Source organism: Shewanella sp. KJ2020, from assembly GCF_024197625.1.
Lineage (GTDB): Bacteria > Pseudomonadota > Gammaproteobacteria > Enterobacterales > Shewanellaceae > Shewanella.
The window spans coordinates 71055-84491 of sequence record NZ_JAKUKD010000005.1; the positions used below are offsets into that span (position 1 = coordinate 71055).

Genomic DNA, 13437 nt, shown 5'->3' on the forward strand with positions numbered 1-13437 from the left:
TCTTCCTTAGTATTAATAAAGTTCATCGATGGCGTTCGTACAGCGCGCACCCGTTTCAGGACTGCTCAAGTTTGCACGCAGTGCGCTAAATAACTCGCGACCCATACCATAACGTGAACGATGTAAATTCACCTCACCCACGGCTCTGGCGGCAAGTTCAGCCTCGGACACCAGTAGGCTGAGTTCACCAGTGAGCGCATCGACGCGGATCAAATCGCCATCTTGTACTTTGGCAATTAAACCACCATCTAGGGCTTCTGGCGTTAAGTGAATGGCGGCAGGCACTTTGCCCGATGCGCCCGACATACGACCATCGGTCATCAGTGCCACTTTAAAGCCTTTATCCTGCAGCGAGCCTAAGAGTGGCGTTAGCTTATGTAGCTCAGGCATGCCATTGGCTTTTGGACCTTGCCCTTTAACGACTACGACACAATCCCTATCTAAAGCGCCAGCTTTAAATAAGGCATCGAGTTTATTTTGATCGTCAATCACGACGGCTGGCGCTTCCACCACCCGGTGCTGGTCTTGAACCGCAGAGACTTTAATCACGGCGCGGCCAAGGTTACCCTTAAGCAATTTTAAACCACCGTTATTTTGGAAAGGCGATGCGACCGAGGTTAAAACTTCGGTATCTAAACTTACCGTTGGACCATCGACCCAACGCAACTCACCATCGAGCAGTTTTGGCTCTTGGGTGTAACGGTGAAGACCAAAGCCCGCCACAGTATTCACATCTTGGTGCAGTAATCCGGCATCGAGCAATTCTTTAATTAAGAACGCCATACCGCCCGCGGCGTGGAAGTGGTTAATGTCCGCATGACCGTTTGGATAGACGCGGGCCAGTAGAGGCACTGCATCGGATAACTCGGAAAAATCATCCCAGTTCACTATGATGCCCGCCGCACGAGCCGCAGCGACGATATGCATGGTCAAATTTGTGGAACCACCCGTAGCCAACAGCGCCACTATGCCATTGACGACGGATTTTTCATTAACAATTTCACCAATCGGGCTGTATTGAGTGCCCATTTCGGTTAAACGACAAACCTGCTTGGCCGCCATTTTATTTAAGGCTTCACGCAGTGGGTCGTCTGGATTCACAAAGGATGAGCCAGGTAACTGCAGACCCATCACTTCAAGCATCAGCTGGTTTGAGTTGGCGGTACCATAGAAGGTACAAGTCCCCGCGCTGTGGTAAGACTGGGCTTCGGCTTCAAGCAGCTGCGCACGGTCTACTTTACCTTGGGCAAATTGCTGGCGAATGCGGGCTTTTTCTTTGTTTGGAATACCGGACTTCATTGGGCCAGCTGGCACAAACAGCATAGGTAAGTGACCAAAACTTAAGGCACCAATTAACAGGCCGGGCACGATTTTATCGCAAATACCGAGCAGTAAAGCGCCATCAAACATGTTGTGGGATAACCCCACCACCGTTGCCATGGCAATCACTTCGCGGCTCAGTAGGCTCAATTCCATACCCGGCTGACCTTGGGTCACACCGTCACACATAGCAGGAACACCGCCCGCCACCTGCGCGACACTGCCGACTTCCTGACAGGCTTTTTTCAGCAGTTCAGGATAGCTTTCATAGGGTTGGTGCGCAGATAACATATCGTTAAATGCCGTGACTATGCCGATGTTCGCCTTAGTCAATTGTCGTAAGGCATTTTTATCGTCTGGATTACAGGCGGCAAAACCATGGGCTAAGTTACCGCAACTTAAGGAACTGCGGTGCACGCCATGGTTACGAGCATCGTTCAATGCGGCAAGATAAGCGGCACGTGACGCTGTGCTACGGGCAATAATTCTGTCGGTAACGGCTTGAACTACTGGGTTCATGATTACTGAGTGCATTGTGACTCCTTAAGCGCTCCAGAACACATCAACGGGCGTTTTACGCTGCGCTAATACGGCTCTGATAGGCATAGCATTAACATCATCATTCTCTAAGGCTTGACGATATACGGATAATTTCTGTCCCCCGACCAAATGCAGATAAATTTGTCTGCTATTGAGAATCGCACTTTTGGACAAGGTGATCCTGCCGTGGGGAGCCGTTGTCGGGTGAGTTGCCACACACAGCGCCGGCGTGGATAACGCTTCGTTTAGTTCCGCACTGCAGGGAAACCATGAGCAAGTGTGACCATCATTGCCCATACCCAGTACGACCACATCGAAGGGACGGGGAAAGTTAGACAATGACTCAGCAGCCATATCGGCGCCCGCTTCGGCGGTGGAAAACATATTTTTCAAACCGCGGAATTTGGCATTAGCGGCGCGATTTTGCAGTAGATGTTCACGCACTAGCCGCTCATTCGATGCACTGTCTTCGACATCGACCCAGCGCTCATCGGCAAGTGTGATGTAAACATCGCTCCAGTCAATCGATTGCATACTGAGCAATTCAAATAACTTAAGCGGTGTCGAACCACCGGAGACCACTAGGCTCGCTTTACCGCGAGCATCAACGGCTTCCTGTAACTGACTGGCAATTTTATTCGCCAGCTGTAGCTCAAGCGCCGCAGGGGTATCAAAGGATTTAAATACGGTTTCTTTTATCATCGAAGCCCCCTATTCATCCCACGAGCGGCCATCTTTGGTGATCAAGGCAACCGATGCCACCGGCCCCCAAGTACCCGCAGGATAAGGTTTTGGTTTTTCGTTACTTTGTTCCCAGGATTGGATAATGCCATCGACCCAAGTCCATGCCTGCTCCACTTCATCGCGGCGCACGAACAGGGCTTGATTACCGAGCATAGCTTCGAGTAATAGTCGTTCATAGGCATCGGCAATACGTTCGTTTTTAAAGGTATCCGAGAAACTCAAATCGAGTTTAGTGGTTTGTAAACGCTGCTTCTGCTCTAGCCCTGGCACCTTGTTCATCATCTGGATCTCAACCCCTTCATGGGGCTGCAGACGAATAGTCAGCTTGTTCGGTGGCAGATTACGGTAGCTTGAGCGATACAGGTTATGGGGTGGATTTTTAAAATACACCACAATTTCAGAACTCTTAAACGGCATACGTTTGCCGCTACGCAAATAAAAAGGCACCCCAGCCCAACGCCAATTGTCGATATCGACACGCAGCGCCACAAAGGTCTCAGTGTGAGACTGAAGATTGGCACCCTCTTCCTCTAAATAGCCAGGAACTGGACTGCCCTTTAAGAAACCGGCGCTATACTGACCGCGTACGGTATTTTCATACACATTGTCGGCATTGATGGGCCGCAGTGACTTAAGCACTTTTACCTTTTCATCACGGATACTGTCGGCGTCTAAGTTCACTGGTGGATCCATTGCAACCAGTGTCAGCACTTGCAGCAAATGGTTTTGGATCATGTCGCGCATTTGACCCGCTTTATCGAAATAACCCCAGCGGCCTTCAATCCCGACTTCTTCTGCCACTGTGATCTGGACATGGTCAATGGTCCGGTTGTCCCATTTAGAGGCGAACAAAGAGTTAGCAAAACGCAGCGCAATCAAGTTCTGGACGGTTTCTTTCCCTAAATAATGGTCGATGCGATAAACCTGACGTTCTTTAAAATAGGCGGAAACTTGATCATTGATAACATGGGAGGATGCTAAATCGGAACCGATGGGTTTTTCGAGTACCACGCGAGAATCGCTGTGGATAAGATTTTGTTCATGTAAACAGCGGCAGATTTCGCCAAAAATAGCGGGTGGCGTCGCAAAGTAACTGACCATCACTCGCTCTTCTGGCTTGAGCAAATCATGGAAGGCACTGTAGCCTGCAGAATCAGTAAAGTTAGTGCCTATATAGTGGCAGCGGGACAGGAAGCGTTGGAGTGTGACTTCGCAAAGGGGTTCTTTGACGAAGGTGTTTAACGCAATAATGACTAACTCTCTAAATTCATCCTGACTAAACTCATCCTTTGCGACACCGATCACTTTCGTATCTTTATCGAGAAGTTCAGCCTTATCTAACTGGTATAAAGAAGGTAACAACTTGCGTCGTGCCAAGTCGCCTTTAGTACCAAAGAGTACGAAGTCACAAGCTTTGGCGCCTGATGTTGTTTTGCCCATTGCGTTACGCTCTCCTTTGTATGTCGTGTCCCTTCATGCCGATGAAGAAATCCACACTTTTGTTGTAATATAACAACAGAATTTGTTAAATGCATCTATTTTTATCAATATTAACATTTTAGCTAACTAGGCACTTAGGGCATAAATCTGATATGCTTTTTGTGCTTAAATTACTGAAGGTAGTAAAATCTTATTTCAAAATTGTACTAAAAAATTACTACAAAGCAGCTATTTAGTGGTGTAACCATTTTGCTCTGCCCCACTAAACAAAAATAAATAAAATTACATTCTCAATTTAGCGGACGTACGCGTATGAATACCCTAGAAAAGGTTCAAAAAAGCCTCACCCATTTTAGTAAGTCAGAACGCAAGGTTGCAGAGGTGATCTTAGCATCCCCACAAACAGCGATTCATTCCAGCATCGCCACACTGGCTAAGATGGCAGATGTCAGTGAACCTACTGTGAATCGTTTCTGTCGCCGCTTAGATACCAAAGGCTTCCCTGATTTTAAGTTACATCTGGCACAAAGTCTTGCTAACGGTACGCCTTATGTGAGTCGCCATGTTGAAGAAGATGATTCTCCCGAGTCTTACACGACAAAAATCTTTGAATCTTCAATGGCTTCGTTAGATACCGCCCGTCAAAGTTTAGATGTTTCAGCCATTAACAAAGCGGTTGATATTCTGACTCAAGCTAAGACCATTTCCTTCTTTGGCTTAGGCGCTTCGGCCTCTGTGGCCCATGATGCACAAAATAAATTTTTCCGTTTTAATGTGCCTGTCATCTGTTTTGACGATGTTCTTATGCAGCGTATGAGCTGTATCAACAGCAATGAAGGTGATGTTGTGGTGCTCATATCCCACACTGGCCGCACTAAGTCATTGATTGAAATAGCACGTTTAGCCAGAGAAAACGGCGCCGCTGTGATTGGTATTACGGCACGCAACTCACCGCTGTCGATGGAATGTACACTGCCAGTGACAATGGAGGTACCAGAAGATACCGATATGTATTTGCCTATGGCCTCGCGTTTAGCCCAATTGGTGACTATAGATGTATTGGCAACGGGTTTTACGCTACGCCGCGGCCCACGTTTCCGTGACAACCTTAAACGCGTTAAAGAAGTGCTGAAGGAATCTCGTATCAATAAAGATCCGATACTGTAATTCACTTCCTATCCTAAAAATGGCTAGTACCAATCCACCACCTAGCCATTTTTAGTGCAAATTTCAGCGATGCCTCACAATTTTGAAACATAACTTTAGATCAATTTGATTGTAACTTTACTACATAATCTGGAATAGCATGGTAATATAGTCCCAAGATTTTTTAACTTTAACGGAGTATCTTATGTTCCGCAGAACCAAAATCGTCACCACCCTTGGTCCCGCCACTGATCGTGATGATAATCTACGCCGCATCATCGCGGCAGGTGCAAATGTTGTACGTCTAAACTTTTCCCACGGCTCCCCTGAAGATCACTTAAAGCGCGCAACTCAAGCCCGCGAAATAGCAAAAGAATTGGGTGTTCATGTTGCTATTCTTGGTGACTTACAGGGCCCTAAAATTCGTGTTTCTACTTTCAAGGACAACAAAAAAGTCCAATTGAAATTAGGTCAAGCCTATACCTTAGATGCTGACTTAGCGAAAGGCGAAGGCGACGAAAACCAAGTCGGTATCGACTATAAGCAGCTGCCTGACGATGTAAATGTCGGTGACATTCTGATGCTAGACGATGGCCGAGTGCAATTACGTGTCGAACGTGTTGAAGGCCGTAAAGTCCACACTACAGTGACAGTTGCTGGTCCTTTATCTAACAATAAAGGTATTAACAAGCAAGGTGGTGGTCTTTCTGCTGCGGCGCTGACGGAAAAAGATAAGGCTGACATTCTGACGGCAGCCATGATCCAAGTGGATTACTTGGCGGTCTCTTTCCCTCGCAGTGGTGCCGATCTCGACTATGCCCGTTCATTAGCACAACAAGCCGGCAGTAATGCTCTTATTGTTGCCAAAGTTGAACGTGCCGAAGCGGTTGCCAGTGACGAAGCCATGGATGATGTGATCCTCGCCTCTGACGTTGTCATGGTTGCCCGTGGTGACTTAGGGGTTGAAATCGGTGATGCGGCCCTGGTTGCCGTGCAGAAAAAACTCATCGCCCGTTCACGTCAATTGAACAAAATCGTTATCACTGCAACGCAGATGATGGAATCGATGATTTCGAGCCCAATGCCAACCCGCGCCGAAGTGATGGACGTTGCGAACGCTGTGCTCGATGGCACCGACGCTGTGATGCTATCAGCTGAAACGGCGGCGGGAGATTTCCCTGAAGAAACAGTGAAAGCCATGGCGAACGTGTGTCTGGGCGCCGAGTCTCATCCAAGTGTGAAAGTCTCTAAGCATAGATTAGATGCACGATTCACCTCGGTTGAAGAAACTATCGCGCTATCAACCATGTACGCGGCAAACCACCTTGAAGGTGTTAAAGCGATTATCGCCTTAACCGAATCGGGCGCAACCCCGAAACTGATGTCACGCATCAGCTCTTCACTGCCGATCTTAGGTTTATCCCGTCATTCTACGACGCTGGCAAAAATGGCGCTGTATCGTGGTGTATTACCGATTTACTTCGATTCAACTATCTATCCAGCCGATCTATTAGCGCAAAAAGCTTTAGAGGCTCTGACCACAGCCGGCTATTTACAAAGCGGTGATTTAGTCTTGATGACTAAGGGTGACGCGATGGAAACCATCGGTGGCACAAACACCTGTAAAGTGCTGATCGTCGCTTAAGTTTCTTCTCGTGACTCAAGCGGGTTAGAAACCAAGCCAATAAAAAACCACCTGATAAAGGTGGTTTTTTTATACCTGCAATTCGTTGTGACTGTTGTGGCTTATCAGAGAAAAATCCAAGCGGCTCAATAGAACATAAACCGCTTAGACTGCATCACTCAAACAATAGAAATGCTCAGATTACAGCACTGGCGATCACTACAGGGTCTCAAAGTCATTCACGTTAATTGCCGCTAAACGTAGCTTATCGGCATGCTGTAACTTTTGCTCTTCATCGGCAGTGATAACACCAGTCTCGAGTGCTTTTGCGAACAGGACGAGATTTGGCACTTTGGCTGGCAACTCTCCGGCGCGCTGGGCTTTCTTCAGTTTTTTATAGATATCTTTACAGGCATATTGTGCCACAAAGGCTTGTTCAACCTCGGCAATTCCCCCGATATCACCTTCAAACTCAGGACAAAGGAAAGTAATACGCTCACGGGCTGGCCCTGGTTTTAACATCCCCCCTACCAGTTCGGTGACCATTTTATCACTTGGCGCATTAAAGTGATTGCCGAGCGGGAAGATTAAACCGCGTAGTAGCCATGCCACGGGACGACTTGGGAAGTTACGAATTGTGTCTTCCAATGCTTTCGCCGCTAAGTGTAAACGGTTAGCCATGACATACCGCACTGCAGGTAAATCATCCTGCTGACGACCATTGTCTTCAAACAGTTTTAGGGTGGCAGAACCTAAATACAACTGGCTCAATACGTCGCCCATACGGGCCGAGAGCATTTCTTTGCGCTTTAAATCGCCGCCCATGATCAGCATTGATAAGTCTGTTATTAACGCTAAGGCCGAGGATATGCGCGTCATATCTTTATAGTACTGCTTTGTTTCACCACTTACTGGCGCGCTGCCAAAACGGCTGCCGGTTAACGCATTAAACAAGGCACTGAAGGCGTTGCGGGTGGCATAGCCCATATGGCCTATCAACAATGAATCGAACCGCTCGAGCGCTTCATGCTGATTTTCCATCGCGGCCGCTTCCATCTCAGCCAGCACGTAAGGATGGCAGCGAGTCGCTCCTTGCCCAAAAATCATCAAGGAACGGGTTAAAATATTTGCCCCTTCCACAGTGATTGAAATCGGGTTTGACATATAAGGGTGGCCTAAATAGTTTTTCGGCCCTAATTGAATACCCTTACCCGATTGAATATCCATCGCATCGTTCATCACAGAGCGACCTAATTCCGTCATGTGGAACTTAGCAATGGCAGTCACGACTGAGGGTTTCACCTTAAGATCGATACCTGTGGTCGTTAAACGACGCGCAGCTTCTAACTGGTAAGTATTGGCAATAATACGGGCAAGTGCTTCTTGCACCCCTTCAAATTGGCCAATTGCCATACCAAACTGGTGACGCACATAGCTGTAGGCAGTTGTCGTCTTAGTCGCCATATGACCAGAGGCCGTTGCCAATGCGGGGAGTGAAATGCCACGGCCGGCGGATAAACACTCGACCAGCATACGCCAGCCTTTACCCGCAAAATCAGGGCCACCGATAATCCAATCCAGCGGGATAAACACTTCTTTACCTTGGGTGGTGCCGTTCATAAACGCCATGCCCAGTGGATTATGGCGACGACCAATGACCACACCAGGATGATCTGTGGGGATCAGTGCGCAGGTAATGCCTAAGTTTTTCTTATCCCCAAGCAAACCGTCAGGGTCGCGCATTTGAAACGCTAAACCGAGAACCGTCGCTACAGGTGCGAGCGTGATATAACGCTTATCCCAGGTGAGTTTAAGGCCGAGCATTTCTTCGCCATTGAAGGTATCACGGCACACAATCCCCACATCGGGGATAGCGCCTGCATCACTGCCAGCCTCGGGGCCTGTTAACGCAAAGCAAGGAATTTCATCGCCTTTGGCCAAGGCCGGTAACCAACGCTCTTTTTGCTCGCTGGTACCATAGTGAGTCAATAGCTCACCTGGGCCTAAGGAGTTCGGCACCATAACCGTTACCGCGGCGCTGACGCTACGGCTGGCTAATTTGCTGACAATAGTAGAGTTGGCATAGGCCGAAAACGCTTTACCACCGAATTTTTTCGGGATGATCAGCGCAAAGAAGCCTTCTTTCTTGAAGTATTCCCACAACTCTGGCGGCAAATCTTTACGGTTATGCACTATGTCGAAATCATCGATCATCGTCAGTGCCGTCATCACTTGATTATCGATAAAGTCTTTTTCTTCGGCGCTCAGCACAGGTTTGCCGTAGCTGTGCAAGGTATTCCAATTCGGATTGCCGCGGAATAACTCCCCTTCCCACCACACATCGCCCGCTTCCATCGCTTCACGCTCAGTATCGGATAATGGCGGTAAGACTTTTTTGAAAAAATGAAATACAGGCTGGGTAATAAATTGCTTTCTGATATTTTTGACCGCAAACAACAGGACAACGGCTATCAGGGCAAGGATTATAATCGTTAACATGATCAAGACCTTTTATTAAGATGCAACGGGGACTGAAACACCAGCCGCCATGTAGGGAATCACTTTACGGATAACGGCTTCGATGTCGTTATGCTCACCAAACTCCGCCGCAGCAATATCGTTTAAGGCATCGGCGGACGCCATAGTGAACACGATAGTGCCGAGGGTAAAGTGTAAGCGCCAGAACATCTCTGCGGGTGGAATATGGGGTGCACTGGCCGAAACGGCCCTGACAAAGGTATCTAAATGTTGGCCATAGTGGGTGGTGATAAACCAACGCAAGTGCCCTTGGCTTTCGATATAACCTCGGCCCAAAAGCTGGAGGAAAATCGTGGTGCCTTCAGTACGTAACTTATTAAGATCTAACAGTGGATTGACTAAAGAAGAGAAGATCTCTTCTAGGCTAGCCTGTGACGATGCGGCATTCAATCGCTTTATTTCAGTCGCCGCAGCTGGCATAAACATATCTAAATAACGGGCTAACACCGCACGGATAAGCTCCTTTTTAGAGCCAAAGTGGTAATTAACCGATGCCAGATTCACCTCAGCTTTGCTGGTGATGAGTCGCAGGGAGGTTTCGGAAAAGCCCCTTTCCGCGAACAGTTTTTCCGCGGCATCAAGAATTCTCGTTTTTGTATCGGATCGACTTGCCATTCCGTGACCTTGAATTAATTTAAAACACTCGTTTAAATTAAACATTGACACTCAGGATGTCAAACTAAAAATGGCCAAATAAGCTGCTTTAACGACGCCAAGGCCAACAAAATATTAACTGATCACCACAAACAATAAAGAAAGCCATTAAGCCTTGTGCAAAAAACACCTTTGTTAGGTAAAATGCGTAACACAAAAACAACAAAGGATTGCAACACATGGCTATTCGATTGAATCGTCCCACAAAAATCGCCTTTACTGTCGCGTTAGCGTTGGGATTAACCGCGTGTAATGATGCACAAGACAAAACCGAAAGCACGGCGCCTTCGCAAACGGCAACGGTAAATGCTGTACCAGATAAGGCGCAGGCCATTGCCTTTATTAATGATGCCGAAGCCCAAATGGCGCAGTTATCCATAGAGTCCAACCGAGCAGAGTGGATTTATAGCAATTTTATTACCGATGATACTGCAGCGTTATCCGCTGCGGTCGGTGAGAAAATCAGTGCGGCATCGGTAAAATTTGCTACCGAGGCGGCCAAGTACGCCAATGTGGACCTCGATCCCGTTAATACCCGTAAGCTCAACATACTGCGCAGCGCCTTAGTGTTACCCGCCCCGCTCGATCCTGCGAAAAATGCCGAGCTTGCCCAAATAAGCTCCGAATTGAATGGCTTATACGGCAAAGGAAAATACTGTTTTGCCGATGGTAAGTGCATGACTCAGCCAGAACTTTCGACGCTGATGGCCGAATCACGCGATCCAGCCAAACTGTTAGAAGCATGGAAAGGCTGGCGTGAAATCGCTAAACCTATGCGCCCGTTATTCCAGCGGGAAGTCGAATTAGCCAATGAAGGCGCTAAGGATCTTGGTTATGCCAATCTGTCTGAGCTATGGCGCAGTCAGTATGATATGAAACCCGATGATTTCTCACAGGAACTCGATCGTCTCTGGGGCCAAGTGAAGCCGCTTTATGAATCCTTGCACTGTTATGTGAGGGGGGAACTCAACCGAGAATATGGCGATGCTATTGCGCCGACAACGGGCCCTATCCCCGCCCACTTACTCGGCAACATGTGGGCCCAGCAATGGGGCAACGTATATGACTTAGTGGCACCCGATGATGCCGATCCGGGTTACGATGTCACCGAACTCTTAGAAGAAAAAGGCTATGACGAGCACAAAATGGTGAAACAAGCAGAAAGCTTTTTCACTTCCTTAGGTTTTGCCGCACTACCCGAAAGCTTCTGGGCTCGTTCTTTATTTGTTCAGCCAAAGGATCGTGATGTGGTTTGCCACGCCTCGGCCTGGGATCTGGATAATCTCGACGATATCCGCATTAAGATGTGTATCCAGAAAACCGCCGAAGACTTTAGTGTTATTCACCATGAGCTTGGGCATAATTTCTACCAGCGCGCCTATAAAATGCAACCATTCCTGTTTAAAAACAGTGCTAACGATGGTTTCCATGAGGCCATTGGCGATACCATCGCCCTCTCCATCACGCCGAGTTACTTAAAGCAAATTGGCCTATTAGAAGATGTGCCCGATGCCTCTAAGGATATAGGTTTATTGCTCAAACAAGCCCTAGATAAAATTGCCTTTCTCCCCTTTGGTTTAATGATCGATCAATGGCGCTGGAAGGTCTTTAGTGGCGAAATCACTCCGGCGCAATATAACCAAGCCTGGTGGGATTTAAGGGAGAAATATCAAGGCGTAAAAGCGCCGACTCAACGCAGTGAAGCTGACTTTGATCCCGGCGCTAAATACCATGTGCCAGGCAATGTGCCTTATACGCGTTACTTCCTTGCCCATATTTTGCAATTCCAGTTCCATCAAGCCCTGTGTGAAACTGCGGGCGATAAAGGGCCAGTTCATAGATGCAGTATTTATGGCAATCAAGCAGCCGGTGAAAAGCTCAATAAAATGTTAGCGTTAGGCTCGAGTCAGCCCTGGCCTGTCGCCTTGAAAGAAGTCACAGGTAAAGACACTATGGATGCAAAAGCCGTACTGGACTATTTTGCGCCACTGAAAATATGGCTTGATGAGCAAAATACCGCCGCTAATCGTCAATGCGGTTGGTAATCTAATCGTCATCTTGTGATATATAAAACAAAAATGCCCAAATCGATTGGGCATTTTTATTTTCCACTAAACTGCACTCCCTTAACGCCAGCCCATCCCCTTGCGATTAGCTTCTTTATTTTCAAGCTTAAGCTGCTCGGATTTCGTTAGCATCACATACAAAACCCCCGTTCCACCCTGTTCTGTTTTCGCCGAATGATAGGCAAGCACCATATCAAGCTGAGATAACCAATGAGATACTGCGGATTTCAGTAGCCCTGCGACAGGTTTACTATTATGGCCTTTGCCATGAATGAGCATGACGCAGCGTTCTCCATGGGCCTGCGCCGCTAACAGGTAATTGAGCAATGCATCACGGGCCTGACTCAAACGGTAGGCATGTACATCTAACTCCATCTTAATGCTGTACTGCCCCAGCCTTAAGCGCTTAAATACCGCGCCCTGCACCCCTTCTCGCTTAAAGCTGACAATATCATCGGGTGCCATTATCGGGATTAAACTTAAATCCAAGGGCATACAGGTCAAATAAGCCTCACGTTGCAGCGCATCACGGCGCTGAATTTGCTCAACCGTTAATGCCTTAGGTTGTAAATTCACCGCTTTTACATCGCCCTTAAGTGGCACAACACCCGCCATTTCTTCAAAAAACAGCGCAGCTCCATCATCCAGCATGGCATGCTCCTTCCACTACTTTAGTATTAACGCACATTTTTAGTGCAGAAACACACTTTGTAAACATTCAACACTTTAGTTCACTGGGCGCCTACATTATAGTGGCGCCATGATTGCTCGATTAGAATAATGTAATGAGATTTTTGCTGCTAGCCCTGATATGCCTATTGTCGACCTCAAGTTTCGCCAATCCAGCTAAAACCAAAACGACTGCAACGGCGGATCAGCTGATCAATGCCAATTATTTACTCTTTACTAAGGCCTTTAACGAGCTCGCCCCTGAAGTCACCGGCGAAATTTACACTGAAGATGCCAGTTATCTCTCTGAAAGCCAAAGTAAAGAAATCTATTATGGCCGCGACAGCATAGTGGCGATTTATCAAAAGTTTTTCGATAAAATCCGCACTAAAAAAGCACGTATTGATATCGATTTTCGCATACTGAAACGTAAAATGGTCGGCAACAGCGCCATAGATACCGGCTATTATTTAGTGCGATTCTACCCCGCCGAAGAGACCGGTGAACCTGTGAGTGAATTTGCAGGCAAATTTGTTATTGGGACGCAAAAAGTGTCTTCGACTCGCTGGAGTGTCACCTTAGATATGAATAACCGAGCAGAGCCTAGCTTCTATCTCAATGCTAAGCCAGTGCCTAACTTATACTATGGTCGTCAGTTCTCACCTTTGCCCGACAGCAAAAAAACAAAATAGTCTA

At 47.5% G+C, this 13437-nt stretch carries 10 protein-coding genes; 4 read left to right on the forward strand and 6 right to left on the reverse strand.

The genetic code is table 11. From position 1 onward, the window contains the following. Positions 1-12 precede the first annotated feature (12 nt). The 3 genes from edd to zwf are packed head-to-tail and all read right to left on the reverse strand — an operon-like array spanning position 13 to position 4044. Positions 13-1839, reverse strand: coding sequence for a phosphogluconate dehydratase (gene edd, locus MJO46_RS03230; protein ID WP_253988121.1), 1827 nt, complete (start codon positions 1837-1839; stop codon positions 13-15). 24 nt (positions 1840-1863) lie between these two features. After that, entirely contained in the window at positions 1864-2562 is a 699-nt protein-coding gene (pgl, locus tag MJO46_RS03235) for a 6-phosphogluconolactonase (protein ID WP_253988094.1), read from the reverse strand. A 9-nt stretch (positions 2563-2571) separates the two neighbouring features. After that, positions 2572-4044, reverse strand: coding sequence for a glucose-6-phosphate dehydrogenase (zwf, locus tag MJO46_RS03240; protein ID WP_198783389.1), 1473 nt, complete (start codon positions 4042-4044; stop codon positions 2572-2574). A 312-nt stretch (positions 4045-4356) separates the two neighbouring features. On the opposite strand from zwf, the gene MJO46_RS03245 reads away from it, so the two are divergent. Both MJO46_RS03245 and pyk read left to right on the forward strand, forming a co-directional pair. Then, the gene (locus MJO46_RS03245; RefSeq protein WP_007648285.1) at positions 4357-5211 is read left to right on the forward strand and encodes a MurR/RpiR family transcriptional regulator; all 855 of its coding nucleotides are present in this window, start codon (positions 4357-4359) and stop codon (positions 5209-5211) included. A 184-nt stretch (positions 5212-5395) separates the two neighbouring features. After that, positions 5396-6835 (forward strand): pyruvate kinase, encoded by a 1440-nt coding sequence (gene pyk / locus MJO46_RS03250; RefSeq protein WP_253988095.1) that lies wholly within the window; start codon positions 5396-5398, stop codon positions 6833-6835. A gap of 198 nt (positions 6836-7033) precedes the next feature. Here the strand turns inward: pyk and MJO46_RS03255 are convergent, their stop codons facing one another. Together MJO46_RS03255 and MJO46_RS03260 are read right to left on the reverse strand one after the other, a co-directional pair. Further along, on the reverse strand, positions 7034-9313 hold the full coding sequence (locus tag MJO46_RS03255) for an acyl-CoA dehydrogenase (RefSeq protein ID WP_253988096.1): 2280 nt from the start codon (positions 9311-9313) through the stop codon (positions 7034-7036). Positions 9314-9328: 15 nt separating this feature from the next. Beyond that, positions 9329-9967, reverse strand: coding sequence for a TetR/AcrR family transcriptional regulator (locus tag MJO46_RS03260; RefSeq protein ID WP_253988097.1), 639 nt, complete (start codon positions 9965-9967; stop codon positions 9329-9331). Between the two features lie 218 nt (positions 9968-10185). Between MJO46_RS03260 and MJO46_RS03265 the strand changes: the two genes are divergently transcribed. Further along, the gene (locus MJO46_RS03265; RefSeq protein WP_253988098.1) at positions 10186-12051 is read left to right on the forward strand and encodes a M2 family metallopeptidase; all 1866 of its coding nucleotides are present in this window, start codon (positions 10186-10188) and stop codon (positions 12049-12051) included. Between the two features lie 81 nt (positions 12052-12132). Here the strand turns inward: MJO46_RS03265 and smrA are convergent, their stop codons facing one another. Then, on the reverse strand, positions 12133-12723 hold the full coding sequence (smrA, locus tag MJO46_RS03270; protein WP_253988099.1) for a DNA endonuclease SmrA: 591 nt from the start codon (positions 12721-12723) through the stop codon (positions 12133-12135). 134 nt (positions 12724-12857) lie between these two features. Here smrA and MJO46_RS03275 point away from each other — a divergent pair, with 134 nt between their 5' ends. Further along, complete coding sequence (locus tag MJO46_RS03275) at positions 12858-13433, forward strand: nuclear transport factor 2 family protein (RefSeq protein WP_253988100.1); 576 nt, start codon at positions 12858-12860, stop codon at positions 13431-13433. Positions 13434-13437: the final 4 nt, after the last annotated feature.

Excerpts from the sequence above, each read along its gene's own strand:
- MJO46_RS03265 (WP_253988098.1), top strand. The coding sequence starts at position 10,186 with ATGGCTATTCGATTGAATCGTCCCACAAAAATCGCCTTTACTGTCGCG.
- MJO46_RS03255 (WP_253988096.1), bottom strand. The coding sequence starts at position 9,313 with ATGTTAACGATTATAATCCTTGCCCTGATAGCCGTTGTCCTGTTGTTT.
- edd (WP_253988121.1), bottom strand. The coding sequence starts at position 1,839 with ATGAACCCAGTAGTTCAAGCCGTTACCGACAGAATTATTGCCCGTAGC.
- zwf (WP_198783389.1), bottom strand. The coding sequence starts at position 4,044 with ATGGGCAAAACAACATCAGGCGCCAAAGCTTGTGACTTCGTACTCTTT.
- smrA (WP_253988099.1), bottom strand. The coding sequence starts at position 12,723 with ATGCTGGATGATGGAGCTGCGCTGTTTTTTGAAGAAATGGCGGGTGTT.
- MJO46_RS03275 (WP_253988100.1), top strand. The coding sequence starts at position 12,858 with ATGAGATTTTTGCTGCTAGCCCTGATATGCCTATTGTCGACCTCAAGT.
- MJO46_RS03245 (WP_007648285.1), top strand. The coding sequence starts at position 4,357 with ATGAATACCCTAGAAAAGGTTCAAAAAAGCCTCACCCATTTTAGTAAG.
- pyk (WP_253988095.1), top strand. The coding sequence starts at position 5,396 with ATGTTCCGCAGAACCAAAATCGTCACCACCCTTGGTCCCGCCACTGAT.
- pgl (WP_253988094.1), bottom strand. The coding sequence starts at position 2,562 with ATGATAAAAGAAACCGTATTTAAATCCTTTGATACCCCTGCGGCGCTT.
- MJO46_RS03260 (WP_253988097.1), bottom strand. The coding sequence starts at position 9,967 with ATGGCAAGTCGATCCGATACAAAAACGAGAATTCTTGATGCCGCGGAA.